The sequence below is a fragment of the Nocardia aurantiaca genome, from assembly GCF_009708175.1.
GTDB lineage: Bacteria > Actinomycetota > Actinomycetes > Mycobacteriales > Mycobacteriaceae > Nocardia > Nocardia aurantiaca.
Window position 1 is genome coordinate 25,728 of record NZ_WMBB01000017.1, and the last position, 18,867, is coordinate 44,594.

The 18,867-nt window shown below is 67.2% G+C and carries 14 protein-coding genes and 1 tRNA gene; 7 read left to right on the forward strand and 8 right to left on the reverse strand.

The window, feature by feature from the left end; all coding sequences use genetic code 11:
• Positions 1–24 precede the first annotated feature (24 nt).
• Entirely contained in the window at positions 25–1,542 is a 1,518-nt protein-coding gene (adh, locus tag GLP40_RS29415) for an aldehyde dehydrogenase (RefSeq protein WP_154791278.1), read from the reverse strand.
• A 564-nt stretch (positions 1,543–2,106) separates the two neighbouring features.
• Here adh and GLP40_RS29420 point away from each other — a divergent pair.
• Complete coding sequence (locus tag GLP40_RS29420; RefSeq protein ID WP_196054842.1) at positions 2,107–2,673, forward strand: hypothetical protein; 567 nt, start codon at positions 2,107–2,109, stop codon at positions 2,671–2,673.
• A 9-nt stretch (positions 2,674–2,682) separates the two neighbouring features.
• Positions 2,683–2,958, forward strand: coding sequence for a hypothetical protein (locus GLP40_RS29425; protein ID WP_154791279.1), 276 nt, complete (start codon positions 2,683–2,685; stop codon positions 2,956–2,958).
• On the opposite strand, the gene GLP40_RS29430 is transcribed toward GLP40_RS29425, so the two are convergent.
• Positions 2,919–3,365: a nuclear transport factor 2 family protein gene (locus tag GLP40_RS29430; RefSeq protein ID WP_154791280.1), complete on the reverse strand. Its 447-nt coding sequence runs from the start codon at positions 3,363–3,365 to the stop codon at positions 2,919–2,921. The genes GLP40_RS29425 and GLP40_RS29430 overlap by 40 nt on opposite strands.
• A 380-nt stretch (positions 3,366–3,745) precedes the next feature.
• On the opposite strand from GLP40_RS29430, the gene GLP40_RS29435 reads away from it, so the two are divergent.
• From GLP40_RS29435 to GLP40_RS29460, 5 genes are all read left to right on the forward strand, one after another.
• Complete coding sequence (locus GLP40_RS29435) at positions 3,746–4,396, forward strand: ABC transporter ATP-binding protein (protein ID WP_328290800.1); 651 nt, start codon at positions 3,746–3,748, stop codon at positions 4,394–4,396.
• A complete protein-coding gene (locus GLP40_RS29440; protein WP_154791281.1) occupies positions 4,393–5,172 on the forward strand; it encodes an ABC transporter permease in 780 nt (259 codons plus the stop codon). The genes GLP40_RS29435 and GLP40_RS29440 overlap by 4 nt, the downstream gene beginning before the upstream one ends.
• Positions 5,173–5,288: 116 nt before the next feature.
• Positions 5,289–6,269, forward strand: a complete 981-nt coding sequence (locus GLP40_RS29445; protein ID WP_154791282.1) for a terpene synthase family protein — start codon at positions 5,289–5,291, stop codon at positions 6,267–6,269.
• Between the two features lie 277 nt (positions 6,270–6,546).
• A complete protein-coding gene (locus GLP40_RS29450; RefSeq protein WP_407671732.1) occupies positions 6,547–7,578 on the forward strand; it encodes a polyprenyl synthetase family protein in 1,032 nt (343 codons plus the stop codon).
• 726 nt (positions 7,579–8,304) lie between these two features.
• Positions 8,305–9,327: a zinc-dependent alcohol dehydrogenase family protein gene (locus GLP40_RS29460; protein ID WP_230330060.1), complete on the forward strand. Its 1,023-nt coding sequence runs from the start codon at positions 8,305–8,307 to the stop codon at positions 9,325–9,327.
• 36 nt (positions 9,328–9,363) lie between these two features.
• On the opposite strand, the gene GLP40_RS29465 is transcribed toward GLP40_RS29460, so the two are convergent.
• The 6 genes from GLP40_RS29465 to GLP40_RS29490 all read right to left on the reverse strand — a co-directional run bounded on the left by GLP40_RS29465 (position 9,364) and on the right by GLP40_RS29490 (position 18,681).
• Positions 9,364–10,038 carry a class I SAM-dependent methyltransferase gene (locus tag GLP40_RS29465; protein WP_154791284.1) on the reverse strand — a complete coding sequence of 225 codons (675 nt, stop codon included), beginning with the start codon at positions 10,036–10,038 and terminating at the stop codon, positions 9,364–9,366.
• Positions 10,039–10,104: 66 nt separating this feature from the next.
• Positions 10,105–11,427: a glycosyltransferase 87 family protein gene (locus tag GLP40_RS29470; RefSeq protein WP_154791285.1), complete on the reverse strand. Its 1,323-nt coding sequence runs from the start codon at positions 11,425–11,427 to the stop codon at positions 10,105–10,107.
• A 397-nt stretch (positions 11,428–11,824) separates the two neighbouring features.
• The gene (locus GLP40_RS29475; RefSeq protein WP_154791286.1) at positions 11,825–16,060 is read right to left on the reverse strand and encodes a cation-translocating P-type ATPase; all 4,236 of its coding nucleotides are present in this window, start codon (positions 16,058–16,060) and stop codon (positions 11,825–11,827) included.
• Between the two features lie 23 nt (positions 16,061–16,083).
• Positions 16,084–16,533, reverse strand: a complete 450-nt coding sequence (locus tag GLP40_RS29480; protein WP_154791287.1) for a hypothetical protein — start codon at positions 16,531–16,533, stop codon at positions 16,084–16,086.
• Positions 16,534–18,185: 1,652 nt separating this feature from the next.
• Positions 18,186–18,270, reverse strand: a tRNA-Leu gene (locus GLP40_RS29485).
• Between the two features lie 96 nt (positions 18,271–18,366).
• On the reverse strand, positions 18,367–18,681 hold the full coding sequence (locus GLP40_RS29490; protein ID WP_328290802.1) for a hypothetical protein: 315 nt from the start codon (positions 18,679–18,681) through the stop codon (positions 18,367–18,369).
• Positions 18,682–18,867: the final 186 nt, after the last annotated feature.

Here is an 18,867-nt window from a genome sequence, read left to right on the forward strand (position 1 = left end):
GTCCGGCATGGAATCGGTTGCGGTTCAGAAGAATCCGAGCTTCTTCGCGGAGTACGACACGAGCAGGTTCTTGGTCTGCTGGTAGTGGTCGAGCATCATGCGATGGTTCTCACGGCCGATACCGGACTTCTTGTAACCGCCGAAGGCCGCGTGGGCGGGGTAGGCGTGGTAGCAGTTGGTCCACACCCGTCCGGCCTTGATGGCCCGGCCGACCCGGTAGGCGGTGCCACCGTCGCGACTCCACACGCCCGCACCCAGACCGTACAGCGTGTCATTGGCGATGGTGACCGCTTCGACCTCGTTGTCGAAGCGGGTCACCGCCACCACCGGGCCGAAGATCTCCTCCTGGAAGATCCGCATGTCATTGCGGCCCTCGAAGATCGTCGGCTCGATGTAGTACCCATTGGGGAAACCCTCCACCTTGCGCATCTCACCGCCGGTGAGCACCTTCGCGCCCTCTTTGCGGCCGATATCGATGTAGGAGAGGATCTTTTCGTACTGGTCATTACTGGCCTGTGCGCCGATCATGGTCGAATCGTCGAGCGGGTTGCCACCCTTGATGGCCTTGGTGCGCTCGAGGCAGCGGGCCATGAACTCGTCGTAGATGGACGAGTGAATCAGCGCGCGCGACGGGCAGGTGCACACCTCGCCCTGGTTGAGCGCGAACATCACGAAACCCTCGACAGCCTTGTCCAGGAAGTCATCGTCGGCGGCCATGACATCCGCAAAGAAGATGTTGGGGCTCTTGCCGCCGAGTTCCAGGGTGACCGGGATGATGTTCTCGCTGGCGTACTGCATGATCAACCGGCCGGTGGTGGTCTCACCGGTGAAGGCGACCTTGGCCACCCGCGGGCTGGATGCCAGCGGCTTGCCCGCCTCGACGCCGAAACCGTTGACCACGTTGAGAACCCCCGGCGGCAGGAGGTCGGCGATGAGTTCTACGACGAGCAGCAGCGACACCGGGGTCTGCTCGGCAGGCTTGATGACCACGCAGTTGCCCGCGGCCAGCGCGGGGGCCAGCTTCCAGGCGGCCATGAGGATCGGGAAGTTCCACGGAATGATCTGTCCGACCACGCCCAGCGGTTCCTGGAAGTGATAGGCGACGGTGTCGGCGTCGATCTGGGAGAGGTGGCCCTCCTGCGCGCGCACCGCGCCGGCGAAATAGCGGAAGTGGTCGACCGCCAACGGCAGGTCTGCGGCGAGGGTTTCGCGGACCGGTTTGCCGTTCTCCCAGGTCTCGGCGACGGCCAACTTCTCCAGGTTCGCCTCGATCCGGTCGGCGATCTTATTGAGGATGTTGGCACGATCGGTCACCGAGGTGGCACCCCAGGCGTCGGCCGCCCGGTGGGCGGCCTCCAGCGCCATATCGATATCCGCAGCACCCGAACGCGCGACCTCGCAGAAGGTTTCGCCATCGATCGGTGAGGGATTGTCGAAGTATCTGCCCTCGATCGGCGCTTTCCACTCACCACCGATGAAGTTGTCATAGCGGCGGTTGAAGCTGACGATGCTTCCGTCTGTGCCGGGTTTGGCGTAGATCATGGCGCGGCTCCTGATCGCATGTCTGCGGTGACGGGGGTCACTATGAACCGCGAAGGTTGGCGGGAGGTTGGTGTCGAGTTGGTGACACGTAGCTGAGTCACTGCCGCCGAATTCGGCTGCGATAAAGGACGATCCGAGCAGAGAATCGAGTTCGCGGCACAGTGTGCACCGATACGTGTGACGAAGTTCCGACTACGCGCGCAACGCGGTCCGCAGGCGTGCGGTCGCCGGCGCGCGCCCACCGTCGCCATGGCATCGCCGCACCGGCCCACCGCGAAGCGGCGGTCGCGTGCCTCACCGAGCATCCACCCGTGGGCTGCACAGACTCTCCCGAAGACCTGCCCCGTGCTGCAGATGGCGCCGTCGAACAGATGGCGAGGTCATGCGCACAGCGGGAATCCTTCGGATTCCACTACAGGGTTCAACTACAGCACGGTGCTCGAACACGATATGGACAGTCCGTCCCGCTGATCGAGCTGCTGAAGCGAGAGCTGCCCACCAGGTTTGATCCGCCGGTTTCGAGGCATTGCGTCCGCAAAGGACGAACTCGACCAGGAGGATCGAATGTCGAGCACAGCATGGACCGTGCTGATTGCGGTGATTGTGGTGATCGTGGCCGTACTGCTGATGGCCGTGATACTGCGACCGAGAATGCGCAGCCGGCGTCTGCGAGACCGATTCGGACCGGAATACGACCGGACCGTGCAGCAGGCGCAGAACCGCCGGATCGCCGAGCAGGACCTGACCGATCGCGAGAAACGCCACGACGAGCTGAGGCTGCGTGATCTCTCGGAGGAGGAAACACGCCGCTACGAGGCCGCTTGGGCGCAGGTGCAGGCGCAGTTCGTCGATGATCCGGCCGCGGCGTTGGACGCGGCGGACCGTCTGGTCGCACAGGCGATGACCGACCGCGGGTACCCGAGCGAGAGCTACGAGCAACAGCTTGCGGACCTCTCTGTGGACCACGCGCGCCCATTGAGCCGATTCCGCACCGCCCACGACATCGCCGCACGCGCCGAACGCGGCGGGGTCTCCACCGAGGACATGCGCACGGCCATTGTCGATTATCACGAGCTGTTCGTCGACCTGGTCGACGCCGACCGGTCCGGGCAGACCCGACCCCAGCATTGAGGAACTCCCATGACAAGCAGTCGGAATCCACTGCGTGAGCAATGGCGCGACATCCAGATCCGCTTCGTCGACGATCCCAAGGACGCGGTCACTCGCGCCGACGGACTCGTCGCCGACGCCCTCGAGCAGCTGACCGACCGGTGCGCGCGCCGCCGGGAGGAGCTCGAAAGCCGTTGGGCGCGGGGCGATGCCGCCGACACCGAGGAAATGCGACAGGCGTTGCGCGGCTATCGTGAGCTGTTCGATCAGCTCGCGGGGATGGCGTCGGAGGCGACGAACATGTAGCTCTTCTCCTCCACGCGCTGGCTGATCCGCCATTCGCCGTCCACGCGCACGAAGGTGTCGTGGTACCAGAGGCCGCAGAGCATGAGGCGGCGGGTGCCGTCGGCGGAGGTGACCAGCATGGGGTTGTGGCACATGGTGCGGGCGGTGGCGTGATCGCCCTCCACACGAATGGAGGAGTTGCTGATCATGTGTTGGAAGGCGGAGAAATTGGGCATGACGGTGGCCAGGAATTTCTTGGTGGATTCCACGTTACCGGCGGGTCCGCCCATGGCGGTGTAATCGATGTGGGCATCGGTGGTGAAGATTTCGTCCAGCAGTTCCCACTGGTGGGTGTCCACGGCTTGGGAATAGCGGACCATGAGGTCCTCTATTTCCAGGCGGTCCGAAATCTCCTGCAGGGACAGCATGGGGGCCTCCGAGTGGTGCCGAAAACTCTTCAGGGACGATGGGCCAGCGTACGGCGAGGAGATGGTTCGATCTGCCGTTTCCGAAAGACACGGGGATGCAATGGATCTCGTTCAGACAGACAGACCCGGTCACGCGGCTTCTTCACCGATCCGATAATTCTTGGCGGAATGGTTCGGGCCGCCTTCGAGGGCGCGCCGCGATGAGGACGAACCGTAGAAGATAGACCAACAGCCCACGTTCGGATTGCGAAGCGCGATCACGGCCTTGCCGCTCGGGGCATACTCGAGGGGTCGCGGCGGAGCACCGGACTTCCGGCGGCCGCTGCCGAGTAGTCGCCCCCGCGCCGCGCCGCCGATCGGTGGTGGGGCATGGTGGGGCGGTGCCCAGCATTGTCTTGGACCGGGTCAGCCTCGGCCGTGGTTCGACCTCGGTGCTCATCGAGGCCGACGCGACCTTCGCGGCAGGGCAGTGCGCGGCCGTGGTCGGGCCGAGCGGGGCGGGTAAGACGACGCTGCTGCGATTGCTGAATCGATTCGGCGAGCCCGACAGCGGGCGAGTGCTCCTGGACGGGACCCCGGTGGCCGACCTCGATGTGCTGGCCCTGCGACGCCAGGTGGGGTTGGTGCCGCAGCGGCCGGTGCTGCTCACCGATACGGTGGCCGAGGAGATCCGTGTGGGGCGGGCCGTCGATGGGGATCGGGTGGACGAATTGCTCGCGGTCGTCGGATTGCCCGCGGGATTCGCCGCGCGGCGCTGCGCCGAGCTGTCGGGAGGTGAGGCGCAGCGGGTTTGCCTGGCCCGGGCACTGGCGGTGGAGCCGCAGGTGCTGCTGCTGGACGAGCCGACCTCGGCGCTGGACGGCGCGTCGGCGGCGGCGATCGGCGAGTTGATCCGGGCGCATATCGGTTCCGGCGGCAGCGTGGTGCTGGTCAGCCATGATCCCGGCTTCGTGGCCGAGGTATCGGACGAGGTGTGGACGCTGGCGAGCGGGCGGCTCACACGCGATGCGGAAGCGGGCAACCAGCCATGACACAGGGGCTTTCGGTACCCGACTGGACTGGCGTCGGCGCGTCTCTGGTTCTGGTCGCCCTGGCGGCGGCGATCGCCTATCGCCAGCACCTGCACCTGACTCGCGAACTGCTGATCGCCGCGGCCCGGGCCGGGGTGCAGCTCATCGCGGTGGGCGCGATTCTGCTGATCCTCTTCCGCCGCACCGGATTGCCGGGCGCGCTGGGCTGGGTGATTCTGATGATCGTCATCGCCGGGCAGGTGGCAGGGCGGCGCGGCGCCGGCCTGCCGCATGCGCGGCGGTCCGCGACCATCGGCGTGGCGTTCGGCGCGTCTATCACCCTGGGCGCGCTGATCGTGCTCGGGATCATTTCCACGCAGGCGCGGGTGGTGGTGCCGGTGGGCGGCATGATCGTGTCCTCGGCCATGCAGTCGACCGGAATCGCCCTGCGCCGCCTGGTCGAAGACGCGCGTCGCGCTCGTGATGCGGTGGAAGCGCGCTTGGCGCTGGGGCTTTCGGCGCATCAGTCCTTCCTGCCCAATCAGCGCTCAGCTCTGCGCACCGCGTTGATCCCGGCGATAGACTCGACGAAGGTGGTCGGTCTGATCAGTCTGCCCGGCGCGATGACGGGATTGATTCTGGCGGGCGTGGATCCGCTGACGGCCATCCGCTACCAGATCGTGGTGATGTACATGCTCCTCGCGGCCACGACGCTGGCGGCACTGGCTGCCACCCGGGCGGCCGAGCGGACGCTCTTCGACGGGGCGCAGCGCCTCGTCCCTCTGCCCGATCGATGACCACCAGGCCAGCGGAATCCTATGAAGTGGGATTTCATATGCGAGTGCAAACGTCCGAAATGCCGCTATCGTTTACGATGTCCTCGGTAAAACGGTTGGGGGATAGGTAGTTTCGTATGGACGCGATCGAGTTGTTCATGCCGTTCGACGCCGCGGGCCTCAACCCCGCGGAGCCGGAGGCCGAATCGGGCATGTGGTCCTGGCTGGAGGCATGCGGGCTGGTGCCCACCGAGCCCACCCGCCGTCGCATGGAACGGACCCGCCCGGCTCGAATGTACGCGCTGTGGTGTCCGCGCGCGGAAGCCGATGAGCTCACGCTGCTGAGCCAGTACACCGCATGGGCTTTCATAGTGGACGACCAGTTCGATATCGAAATACCCGATCCCAGCAGGTGTTTGGAGGCCATCTCCGCCATCGAGGACGTACTGGACGGTACGGCAACGCCTTCCGGGGTGCTGGCGGTCGCCTTCGCGGACCTGTGGGAGAGATTGCGCCGCGGCCGGTCGGCAACGTGGCGGGTGGCCGTGCGTGAGGAAATCCGCGACTGGTTGTGGACCTACTACATCGAAAGCGTCGGCCGCCTCTCCGGCAACCTGCCCGACCTCGACACCTACCGCGCGCACCGGCGAGACGGCGTGGCGCTCTATGTGTTTCTCGATATCAGTGAGCGCGCCGAGGGCGTGGACCTCGGCGCGGCCATCCGGCACCTACCCGCCATGCGCAGCTTGCGCGCCGCGGCCGTGGAGCACATGGGTCTGTTCAACGATGTGTTGTCGGTCGCCTCGGATGAGGCCTCCGGCTATCTGTACAACTCGGTGCTGCTCGCGCAGTATCATCACGGGCACAGTCGAGCTCAGGCTCTGCAACTGGTCAACGACATGCTCTCCGAATGCGTCCAGCGCATGATCGAGGCGGTGCAGCGGTTGCCGACCGAACTCGACGACGCCGGCATTACCGGCCGCGAGCGCGCGGACGCCCTGGCCACCGCCGGGAACTACACCACGTACGTGCGCGCCAACCACGATTATCACTATCAGGCGGCCCGCTACACGAGCGCACCCGCGGAGGCGCTCGAGCACGGCCTGCCACTCACCTGAAACAGAAGACCTGCCGCCGTTGCCGAAATCCGCAGGCAACCCCCGGGTTTCAGGTTGCGATGGAACTATGAGCTTCATCTGAGCATGGCTGACCAGCCACCGAAAAGTGGTTGCGGTATCCGTGTCCGAGAGAGCGGGGCCGATTATGCGAGCGTCGAAACCTATCCGATTCACCGTGGGACAGCACCTCGAGGGCAAACACCGATGGGGGCCTTCTCGCCCGGCCGTGGCCGCCCTCGCCGGGTATGAGGAAACCTGCGTCCGCGCCGCCGATTCCATATCCCGTCCGCTCGAGGCCACCACCGAGCGAAGAGCCCGCCAGCGACTGGGGGAGGCCCGGGTCGCCATCGAACCGGTATTGCGGTCGGCGGTCGCAGCCCTGGCCGAACCGCTGGATCTGATGGCCGGGTACCACTTCGGCTGGTGCGACGCCGAGGGTGCGGCGGTCGACGGCGTGCAGGGGAAGGCCCTGCGCCCGGCCCTGACCTTCGCCGCCGCCGCGGCGTGTGGCGGGGCTGTCGGCGAGTCGGTACACGCGGCGGCCGCTGTCGAACTGCTGCACAACTTCTCGCTCGTGCACGACGATGTCATGGATACCGACCCGTTCCGCCACGGGCGGCCGACGGTGTGGCGGATCTGGGGCGAGACCAATGCGACACTGCTCGGCGACGCGCTCCAGGCCGTGGCGCTCGGTGTGCTGTGTGACGGCGTGCCCGAGACGGTGACCGCCGAGGCGGTCATCCGACTGGCCCAGGCGACCGTCACGCTGTGCCGGGGCCAATACGCCGACTGCGCCTTCGAGACTCGGCCGACCGTCAGCGTCGACGAATATCTCGCCATGGCCGCCGGGAAGACCGGCGCGCTGCTGGGCTGCGCCTGCGCGCTGGGCGCGCTGTGCGCCGGGGCCGACCATCGCGTGGTCTCGGCCATGCACACCTTTGGTACCGAATTGGGGCTGGTCTTCCAACTCGTCGATGATTACATCGACATCTGGGGCGATCCCGAGATCACCGGAAAACCGGCTCACAGCGACCTGATTCACCGCAAACAGTCCTTCCCGGTGGTGTGCGCCCTGGAATCGGGCACCGCGGCCGGGCGTGACCTGGCCCGCCTCTATCACGCCCGCCGTCCCATGACAGCGTCCCGCGCGGCCCGGGCGGCGGACTTGATCGAGGAGGCGGGCGGTCGCCATTCCACGCTGAGCCGGGCCTCTGACGCCCTCGACGCCGCCTTCGCGGCGCTGCCCGACGATCTGGCCTCCGACGACCTGACCGCCCTCGCCCAACTGATGGCCCAGCGCGATCACTGACGCACACACCAGGTTTGGACCTGGACCCGAATAACGGCCGTCCATATCGGGGTTCAGTTTGGCGTAGTACCGACGCTGACGTCGGCCGGCGCTGCGACTTCGCTGCGCCGTAGTCCGGGCACGCGGCGCCGAGTATCGGCCGGGAGCCCTGCCCCGCGGGCTGAGCTCGGCTCGCCGCGAGGTGAGGAACTCGCGGACTTCGTCACGATTGTCCGCATCAGTGCCGTACGCCCGGACCCGGCGCTAGGGTTGCACTGTCGGTACACCACTCATCAGTGTCTCGTTACCAGCTTTCACCTGCGGTTCCATGGATGAGGCGGGCGGCGGTCAGCCGCCCGGCGCATAACCGATCCCCTTTTCCGGGACAGCGTGCGGGTCCTTCTGGAAAGCCCTTCCGGCTGTATCCGGCCGCTGGGGCCTCACAGAGAAGGCAAGGAAATGGACAGACAACTACATTTTCGAGCTGGACGCCGACATCATCCGGATCGCGGTGTCGTACAAGAATCGGTACGGGATCACCATCGCGCGGACCTGTACCGGCCCAGGGATTTCGATGCTCGGGGCAAGCAGCAAGCGATCGTGGCCAGCGCACCGAACCCTGAGAGCTCTACGCCGTCCCGGGTACCGGTCACGTCGACCTCTATCGGAAAACCGACCTGATTCCGTTCGACAAGCTCGCGACTTCTTTACGACAAACCTGGCCCGACCAGCAGCGAGGAGCAGCATATGCGTGGAGCAGTGATGTACAAGGCCGGCGATCTCCGGGTGGAAGAGCGTGAGGACCCGAAGATCATCGAGCCGACCGACGCGATCGTGAAGCTGACCGCGACCTGCATCTGCGGATCGGATCTGTGGGCCTACCGTGGTATCGAGCCCGCCGACCACCAGGTGATGGGCCACGAGTATGTCGGCGTGGTCGAGCAAGTCGGCTCGGAGGTGAAGAACATCAAGGTCGGCGACTTCGTCGTCGGTTCGTTCGTCATCTCCGACAACACTTGCGAAATCTGCCGCTCGGGTTACCAATCCGGCTGTGTGCACAGGGAATTCGTGGCCCAGACCATCGGCACCCAGGCCGAGAAGGCCCGCATCCCGTACGCGGACGGCACCCTCGTGCCCACACCGAGCCAGCCGGCACCCGAGCTGATCCCCTCGCTGCTGGCCGCCTCCGACGTGCTCGGCACCGGCTGGTACGCCGCGGACGCCGCAGGGGTCGGGCCCGGCAAGACGGTCGCGGTCATCGGCGACGGCGCGGTCGGCCTGATGGCCGTCCTCGCGGCCGAGCAGCTGGGTGCGCAGCGCATCATCGCCATGTCGCGCCACCCCGAACGGCAGGAGCTGGCCCGCTTCTACGGCGCGACCGACATCGTCGCCGAGCGCGGTGACGCAGGTGTCGCGCGGATCAAGGAACTCACCGGAGGGCTCGGCGCGCACTCGGTCATCGAGGCCGTCGGAACGCAGCAATCGACGATGCAGGCGATCCGTGCCACCCGTCCGGGCGGGTACATGGGCTTCGTCGGCGTCAATTACGACGTCACCATCCGCGGCATCGACCTCTTCTTCGCCGGCATTCACACCGAGGGCGGCCCCGCCCCGGTACGCCGGTTCCTGCCCAAGCTGATCCAGCTCGTATGGGACCGAAAGATCGACCCGGGCAAGGTCTTCGACCTCGTCCTGCCCCTGGACAAAGTCGCCGAAGGATACAAAGCCATGGACGAACGCCGCGCCATCAAGGTGCTGCTCACTCTGTGACCCTCGAGAATCCCTGATGACGTGGATAGATAGTCATCAGAGCCGCCGGATGCGTGCCATCCAGGCCGCGACATCTACCAGGCCCGTCGGGGACACCTCGAGGCCGGCCGCTTGATCCGCGACGGATTCGGTGACGCGGCCGCGGTAGCGAGTGGGCTCCAGTCGCTCCAATTCCCAACCGATGTCGAAGGATTCGCGAATCACCGTGTCACTGATGCGAGGGCCGAAGCCGGGTTCGGCGTCCGAGAGGGCAAGGACATGGACGGTGCCGCCGGGCTTGCAGACCGCGTGCAGGCTGCGGACGTAGGCGGCGCGGGCCTCGGGTTCGGTGCCGAAGACGTGGAACAGCGCGCTGTCCACGACGGTGTCGAAGGCGGGCGCGGAGCCCGGAGGATCACCGGCGAAGTCGGTGTGGTCGCCGAGGGTCAGCGCGTCGGCCACCTGGAAGCGGACAGCCGGGACGCCCTGGGCGGTGGCATTGGCGCGGGCGTACTCGATTGCGCTGGGGGAGAAGTCGATACCGAGGACGTCGTAGCCGAGGCGGGTGAGCAGGATGGTGTGCTCGCCCGCGCCACAGCCGGGCTCGAGCACGCGGCCGCGGATCTCGCCCGCGCGTTCCAGCGCCACGATGGCGGGCTGGGGCTCGCCGATCACCCAGGGGGCGGTGTCCTCGTCGTAGACGGTGTTCCAGAATTCGGCTGGTCGAGTCATGCTTCCAGCGTGCAACCTCGAGCGCACTCGAGGTCAATCCCCGCGTAGCCGTCGATCGGAGCAGACCTAGGAGGGCTTACGGTTCCGAAAGGCTACGGAGAGACGAGCGGGGACTAATCTGCCGAAATACTCATCTCGGCTACTCACCTCGGGCCGGGGCACGCCGAAGGCGGTCACCGCGAACAGGGCGAGGGTGAGCCAGATGTAGGCGTTGTGGTCGAACAGGGCGTAGGGGGAGCGGTTGGGGAGGTCGAAGACGCTGCCGTAGTGGAGGTCCAGGAGATCGAAGACGCCGCCCGAGCAGACGAGGAAGGTCACCAGGAGAGCCGCGACGGTCGGGACGGTGCGGTGACGAATCGTCAGATCGGCCAAATAGATCAGCAGGGGAGCCAGCCAGACCCAGTGGTGGATCCAGCTGTACGGGGAGACGACGGTGCTCGTCATACCGCACAGAACTACGGCGGGAAGTTCGCGGCCGGTGAGGGACAGACGACGTGCGAGGATCAGGCAGACTGCGGCGATCACGAGAGCGGCTGCGAGCCAGAGCAATTGCATTCCGCCGACCGCTCCGAGGGTCCGGGCGAGCATGCCGCGCAGGGACTCGTTCTGCGGGTTCTCCGGGACGCCGACGCGGGCGGGGTCGGCGAAGGCGCCGCTCCAGAACGTCAGCGAATCCTTCGGCAGGACGGCCAGACCGATCACCATGGTGACGGTCAGGGCGCCGGTTGCGGTGGCGGCGGCCCGGAATCGGCGGGTGACCAGGAAGTAGAGGATGAAGAACGCGGGGGTCAGCTTGATTCCGGCCGCGATGCCGGTCAGTGCGCCTTTCCAGCGGGAGGAATCCGGCAGTGCCATGTCCGCGAGGACGAGGAGCAGCAGCAGGATATTGACCTGCCCGAAGGCCATGGTCTCGCGGATGGGCTCGCACAACAGCAGCAGACAGGCGGCTGCCGGGCCCACGATCATCATGCGCCGCTCGCGGCGGTAGCCGAGCACCGACAGCGCCGCCCACACTGATCCGGTCAGCATCGCGAAGTTCGCGAGTCCACCGACCCAGGTGAACACCGAGCCCTGCAACGCCACCAGCGGCACGAACAGCAGCGCCGCGAACGGGGTGTACACGAATTCCCACACCCCGCGCGTATGCCCTCGAAGTGGGGTGTCGTACACCGAAACTCCGTGCGTCACCCGGTCGGCCGCGATCTGGTATGTGCCGAGGTCGATCAGGTGCAGCATCGTGCGCGGCGCGGCCAGCACCTGGCCGAGGTAGTACCACCCGGCCAGCCCGCCCAGCATCGCTACCATCCACACCACGACCAGCGGAATCGAGCGCCGTCTCGGCGCCTCCTGATCGGTGGTCGTCACCTGGTCGACCGTCGACAACGGCATGCACACACCCCACAGTTCCGGCTTCCGATTGCCCGCCCCACCGTAGTGAGGGGCTCACACGATCGCCACCCGGCCACCACCGGCGAACGCTGTGTCGGAGTGTCGAAATCCGCTGTTCGGTGCGGTCAGGTGGTGCTGTCGCCGGCGGAGATTGGTGCGCTGACCTCAGCGGGTCCGCTGATCACACCCTGGTCGGCCGGATGGTCGCGATTCCGGACGCCGTCTGCGACGAGCCACCGCACGCCCGACCGCGGATGCGTTCGAGCTGATCGCCATCTGGTCGGCGACGCTCGATCGAACCGACGAGGCCGCGACCGGTCGGTCTGCCGCGGCTCACGCCGCCGTGGCAACCGCGCTGACCCACATGCTCACCGACGAAGTTCGCCGGACGGAAGAGTCACGAACCTGGTTGAGGCACCATGTCGTTGTGAGGCACTACTCCGTTCGGTCGCGGACTCCGGTCGGGTCCGCGCTCAGGGGTGTCGGCGGTCTCGGCGTGAGAGGTCGTTGGTGCCTGGGATGGCAGACTTTCCGGATTCCGGCGATCCTGCCAGGTGCCGGTGGCGACGGCGCCGGCGACGCTGGAGATCGCCACGATACCCCAGCCGAGCGGACCCAGCGGACGGCAGCCGAAGAAATAACTGGTGGGCGGGAATTGCACCAACGCGAAAAGGGCTGCCGCCGAACCCAATCCGGCCGCCATCACAAGCGGATCCCCGTGCGCGCTGCGGGCTGTCTGGGCCAGCTGCGTGCCGACCAGGGCGGCGAAACCCACGGTGCCGGCCTGGCGTGACCGGTACACGACGAGGGCCGCGAGCCAGGCGGCCGAGGCTGCCAGTGTGGTGGACAGGGCGCGTGTGGTGACATCGCGGCGCAGGGCCGCGCCCACGGCGGAGTCCGGGCCCTCGGACAGCAGCATGGCGGGCGTGACATCGCGGGGTGGCCGCGCGGCGACCACCAGGGCGGGCAGCAGATCGGTGAGCAGGTTGACCGCCAGCAACTGGCGGGCATTGAGGGCCGGTCGCGCGGACAGTATGGACGAGCCCAGGGTGAAGGCGATTTCACCGAGATTGCCGCCGACCAGCATGGACACGCTGTCGCGAACCGAACGCCACATCGCGCGGCTTTCGATCACGGCGTCGACGATGGTCTCGATGCGCTCATCGGTCACCACGATGTCGGCGGCCTGCTTGGCAGCGGGAGTGCTCTTGGGGCCCAAGGCGATTCCGACATCGGCCAGCCGGATGGCAGGGGCATCGTTGGCGCCGTCGCCGGTCACCGCGACGGTGTGCCCAGCATGGCGCAGGGCGCGCACGATGGCTGCCTTGTGGACGGGGCTGACGCGTGCGAACACAGCGGTCTCGGCGACCAGCGCGGCCAGTTCGGCTTCGGTGCTGGCCTCCACCTCGGTTCCGGTGATGACGCGGCCGCTGGTGCGCAGACCGAGTTCGGTCGCGATGGCCACCGCCGTCTGCGGGTGGTCGCCAGTGAGCATGACCGCGTCCACACCGGCCGCGCGCAGGTCTCGCACCGCCGCGGCGGCGGTCGGGCGGATCGGGTCGGCCAGACACAGCAGGCCGAGGAACTCCAGGCGCTCTATGCGCTCGGAATCCAGTTCGGAGCGTTGAGAGGCCGCCCGCTCTGCCACCGCGAGCACCCGGAATCCTTGTTCGGCAAGGGATTCCGCGGCCAACTGGAGCTCGGAGGCCACGGCGTCGGTGAGCGGCGCGCCGCCGCCGTCCCGACGGAAGGCCGTACAGCGTGGCAGCACGATTTCCGGTGCGCCCTTGACGCTGATGAGGTGACGGTCATCAGTACTGCCGAGCACGGCGTGAAAGCCGCGCCCCGGCTCGAACGGCAACTCTCGCACCATGACCCAGTCCGGCTCGCCGTCGGCACGATCCACCCGCGCGGCGTGCGCACCGCGCTCGACGGCCCGATCGGTCGGATGTGGCGGCGTGCGGCCCAGCGGATCGACGGGAGTCGCGCGCAACGCCGCGGCCAGCACGGCATGTCGCGCCGGAGTCAGCGCGTCCAGTGGCTCGTCCTCGAATCCATCGCTGACCCGGCGCAATTCGATATGCGCCTCGGTGAGGGTGCCGGTCTTGTCGAAGCACACCGTATCGACTCGGCCGAGCGCCTCCAGGGTACGCGGCGTGCGCACCAGCACATTGCGGTGCGACAGCCGTCGCGCCGCGGCCAACTGGGCGACCGTGGCGACGAACGGCAGGCCCTCGGGCACCGCGGCCACCGCCAGCGCCACCGCCGAGCCCACTGCCTCGGCCACTCGTCCGCGTAACAGCCCGATGCCGAGCACCGCGCCGCCCGCGCCGGCAGCGACCCGCATCGAGAGCTTGGTCAGTGCGTTCAAACGGGTTTCGACTCCTGCCGCGCTCTCGCCGCTGTCGGCCAGCGCACCGCTGCGGCCGGCCTCGGTCGCACGGCCGACTGCGGTCACCAGCGCGGTGCCGCTTCCCGCCACCACGGTGGTGCCCGCGTACAGCATGCTGGTGCGCTCGGCCACCAGGTCGGAGTCCACGGGCGCGGGATCCTTGGGCACCGGCAGGGATTCACCGGTCAGGCTGGATTCGTCGATCTCGAGGTGGTCGGCGTCGACCAAGCGGCAATCGGCCGGGACGGCGTCGCCGGCGTGCAAGAGGACGATATCGCCTGCGACCAGCTCGCTCGCGGGCGTGATGTGTACCTCGTTCCGGCGGCGCAGATTGGCTTGCAGTGCACCGATGTCCGCGAGCCGTCGCACTGCCCGCCCGGCCGCGATCCGCTGCACCGCGCCCAGTACGGCGTTGCCCGCCATCACCAGGGTCACCAGGCCCGCGTCGAGCACCGAGCCGCTGGCCGCGGACACGCCCGCGCCCGCTGCCAGCGGCGCGGTGAGCGGAGTGTCGAACTCGGAAACGGTTGCACGCCAAAGTGTTTCACTCGGTTCGGCGGAATCGACGTCTGATGTGTGGCGGCCCGCGGCCTGTTCGTCGGACAGACCCGGCAGCCCGGATCGCAATGCCGCCAGGGCCTCCTCGACCGGCATCGCGTGCCACGGTGTGACATCCGCGATCGGCGGTGGCCTGCGCCGCGTCACCGCATCGACGGACCAGATGCCGCCCGCCACGGCGATCAGCGCCGAGAGCCCCACCGGCAGCGAGCCGCGCCGATAGCCGCCGCGCGCCGGTCCGACGAGGCCGAGCAGTGCGCCGGAGGACGAACCGAGCAATGCCAGCCGGACCGCGAACTCGCTGTTGCGCTTGGCCGGAACAATGGCCTGCAACAGCAGCCACACATCGGAAAGCTCTGGCCCGCACAGGATATCGGCCGCCCACGGCGGGGTCCGCCCGGGCGCGAGAACCCCGATGGCGCAATCGGCCGCGGCCAACCCGGACGCGTTGTGACTGGCGATCAATGCCACCACATGCCCGGCCCGCTGCAGCCGCCGCACCGATGCGGCCAGATGCGGTCCGCCGCCGATGCGGTCGTCCGCGCCCAGTCGGTCCGCCATCTCGGAGGCGCGCGGGGTGATCACCACCACCCGGCCCGCGGCGTGCGCGGCGGAGATGATGGCCTCGGCGAGCGGATGCAGCATTCCGTCCGCGGTGACCAGCACCTCGGCATCGATGACGACGGTGTCGATCCGGTCCAGTCGGTCCACTGCCTCCGGATCCCGGACGAGGATCCCCCGCGCGGCCAGCATCCGCCCCAGTTCCGCGGCGAAGGCTGCCGCACCCATCCGTGCGGCGCGCGGTGCCCCGTAGGACACTGCGCGTGCCGCCTTGGCCGTTCCAGCCATCGGCAGCAGCGCCGCGGCGCCGCCGAGCGCGACAATGCCCACTTGGCGCGCATACCGTTCGACCGGGCCGGGCGGCAGTGGCACCGGCCGGGTACCCGGCGGCGGCGCAGGTGCGGCCGCCGCCTGTCGGGCATGCGCAGCCAGTTCCGGAGCCCGTTCATCCCATGTATGACGGCGGGCCAGCGCCGCGGGCAACTGCGCCGCCCGCAATCCGGCATCGGCCAAGGCGAACAACGGCGTATGCGCGGCGGCCGAGACCACCGAACCGGCCAGCGCCAGTGCCACGTCCACCCGGACCGCGCCGAATCGGGCCTCCAGTCCCTGCCGCAGTCCGGGCACCAGATCCACCGCGTGCACCGCCGCGATCGTCTCCGGCGGCAGCGCCAGCGGTGGCACGATCCGCCCGACCAAGCCGACCGTCGCGCCGAGCAGATCGCCGCCGAGGGAGAGCAACTCGTCGAAGACCGGCTCGAAACCGCCCGGGTGCATGGGCCGATCGCGCGGCTGCCGATCCATCCCGAATTCGCGCTCCACCGCCGCCACCGCCGCACGGAGTCGCGCGACCGATACGCGCCGCGGATCGAACTCGACGATGACATCGCCCAGCACACCGTTCACCGCGGCCCACCGGACCCCGTCCAGCGCGCCGACCGTATGACGCAGCGCGGCTGCGTATTCCGGCGGCGCATCGGTACGATGCACACCTTTGGCCTCGATATGGGCGTGCTCCCCGCGCGACCAGGTCTGCCGCCCGGCGATCTCATTACCTACGGCGCGGACCGTGTCCACCGCCAGCCCGGTCACGAAGTGTGCGGCCCATCTGATGCCAGGCATCTCGAACCCTGTTTCGCACCAGGCTATTTCGGCTGCTTGGAGGTGTGCGCGCGGCCCGCCACCCAGACCCCGGTACCGATGGCGGCGGCCACGGGCCAGGACAGCAACCCGGTCACGGCGAGCGCCCCGAGCCCGCCGTAGAACAGCGCCGACTCCCGATCGGGCGCCACCGAGCGCGCCATCGCGGTAACCGATGAGGTAACCGATGAAGCGCCATGTGCCAAACCGCCGGCCACCGCATGCGGACCGGGAGGCATCGGCACCCGGCGCATGTGCACGCCGACCATGGGAACGGGCACAGGCAGGCCGTGATCGGCCCCCGTGTCGGCGGGTGCGGGGCTCGCGGCGGATTCGGGCCGACGCTGAGTCACGCCGGATTCGGTCGTCGCCTCGGGCGCGGCGGTTTCGGCCTTGTCGGCCGTCCCGGTGTGCTCGGCTGCGCGGGTGCGCTTGGTGGTGTGCGTCTCGGCCATGGCGACTGTCCTTTCGCTGCGAGTCAATGGCTACGATCCAGCTAAGCCGTCGGTTATGTCGTGTCGCTATGTCCATTAGCAGTGCGCTGGTGGACTTTGGTCATCGGTTCGGCCGGACCGGCCATCCGGGCGCGGCGAAACGCTTCCACATGCCCGCCAGCCGGCCGTCGGCAAGCCGTGGACAATGGGGAACAGGGCCGCATATGCCCCAGCGAGTTGGAGCGGGTGGCCGGGGGACCTACGAGCCATTCGGCGATATAGGTCCACTAGGTCCACTCGAATACACGCGCGCGACCTGCCGTGATGTCGGGGTGAGGACCCGTAGCCGCCCCGATATGGGAACTTGATCTCAACGGTCGGCGCAAGTGGCACGGCGTTCTGTCAAGCCGTCCGGTCCGCGTTCGAAACAAATGTTCAGCTGTGTCACCGCATATTTGTTCGATATGTCTACCTGGTATTGGGGCATCCCCGGCCCCAGGAAGTCGGGATCCGGGGATGCCCCAATATTCACGCAGCCGTTTTCGACCGCGTCGAGACGTCAGCCGGTGTTCTCAGATACAAAAGACCACACTGCCCATCGGGAAGCAGATGGAAATTGATCCTTCGGCAGGAATAACTGCGGTCGATGTCGAACTCGCAGGTGTCGTCGAAATGGAGCTAGCCGACGCTACCGGGGCTGCGATAGCGCCCAGCGGCAAGGCAATAGCGGTTGCGGCTACGAACTTGATCATTTTGCTGGACATATTCGTTCCTCGATATCGAGTGACTGGATTGATGCGCGCCCAGTGCAGCCAGGAAACCGTTAGATGATTGGCACCGGTGCTCCGGCGACCGAGTGGCGGAATCTGCGATGGCAGACAGTGGGCTGACTGCTGTAGCCCGCTTCGCCGCCCTCGGAAACGCCCTATGACGCGCTTCTTTTATTTTCGACCCCGACCATGTCATGGTCCTGCATGGCGAGCGATAGCCACGCTGCGAAATTGCCGAACCAGACCCTGTATACAGAATGGTCCGACGCCAGGCCCTGTCACGACTGCGTCGACCCAGCAGCTCCGGCACCTGTGCTTCGACCGAAGCGACGTCCTCTTCACGACGTTGGGAATAGGACGATGATTCAGGTTAACTGCGATCAGCCAGAGTCCGCTATAGGCCGAAAGTCTTCATTTCCAGGTCCAGCGCTGCCGCGGCCCGGCTGAGGCTGCTCAGCTGGTGCATCCTTGCGGCCTGCGAGGCGATGGCTTGCCATCGGCATGATCGAGATGATCGACACGATCAGCGCGAGGATGCGATCCGCGCGACGGTGTCGTTGCCGGCACCCATCGAGATATCGAACAGTATCCGGCTACCACACTGTGGTCGGCGAGCCGCGGTACGCCGTATTCGGCGGCACTCAGCGATCCGCCATCCGCTCTCGCGGCCGGCCCCGGCACGACAGCGCGGGCAGCGGGCATCGGTGATGAGAACGCGGGCACAGCAACGGTATTCGACGAAAAGGCTTGAAACACATTGTGCGGCAGCAGGATCGAATTCTTCATGACCGGGTACCGGTCGATTCGCGGCGTTGGCGCCGGGTAGCGCCAGCCATGCTGGGACGACAAGAAACGGGTGGTGGCGACAGAATCCCCGCCGCCACCACCCGTGTGGTAAGTACGTGTCCGGAGGGGGACTTGAACCCCCACGCCCTAATACGGGCACTAGCACCTCAAGCTAGCGCGTCTGCCATTCCGCCACCCGGACCGATGATGCTGCACAAGATTAGCGGAGGGGTTGGCCCAAACGGAAATCGGGGCTGGGCCAGGCGAAATGGGGTGCGTGGGGGCGGGATTCGGCGCGTTACTTCTTGATGAGGATGCCGGCCAGGTCGGCGTTCTTGATGGGGGTGTCCTTGTTGGCCTGGACCTGGCAGAGGCCTTGAACGGCGGCCATGGAGAGGTCGACCTGGGTGCCGGCGGGCTCGTTGTCGCTGCCGGTCTGCTGCTTGATGAATTTGGTGATGGTGACGCGCTGGGTGTCGGCGTTCTGGGCAAGGTAGTCGCTGCACTTGGTGTCGCCGCCCTTGTTGAGGGCTTTCTCGACGTCCGAGCATCCGGACAACAGGGCTACGGCTAGTGCGGCGGCCGCCAGGGCCGTCCATCGCGCGGTGTTCATCATGCGTTCCTCATGTGTCGTGCGCGGCAATGTCGGCCGCGCGATCGACCGCCACTGTAGATGGGCGCGACCGTTCGGCAATCCGGGCTGGACCCGGACCTTCAGCGAAAGCCATGTGATTTGAGTCACCTATCTCTGCCTCTTGAAGTGGGCCGGCCACCAAGATCAATGGCAGGAATATCGCCG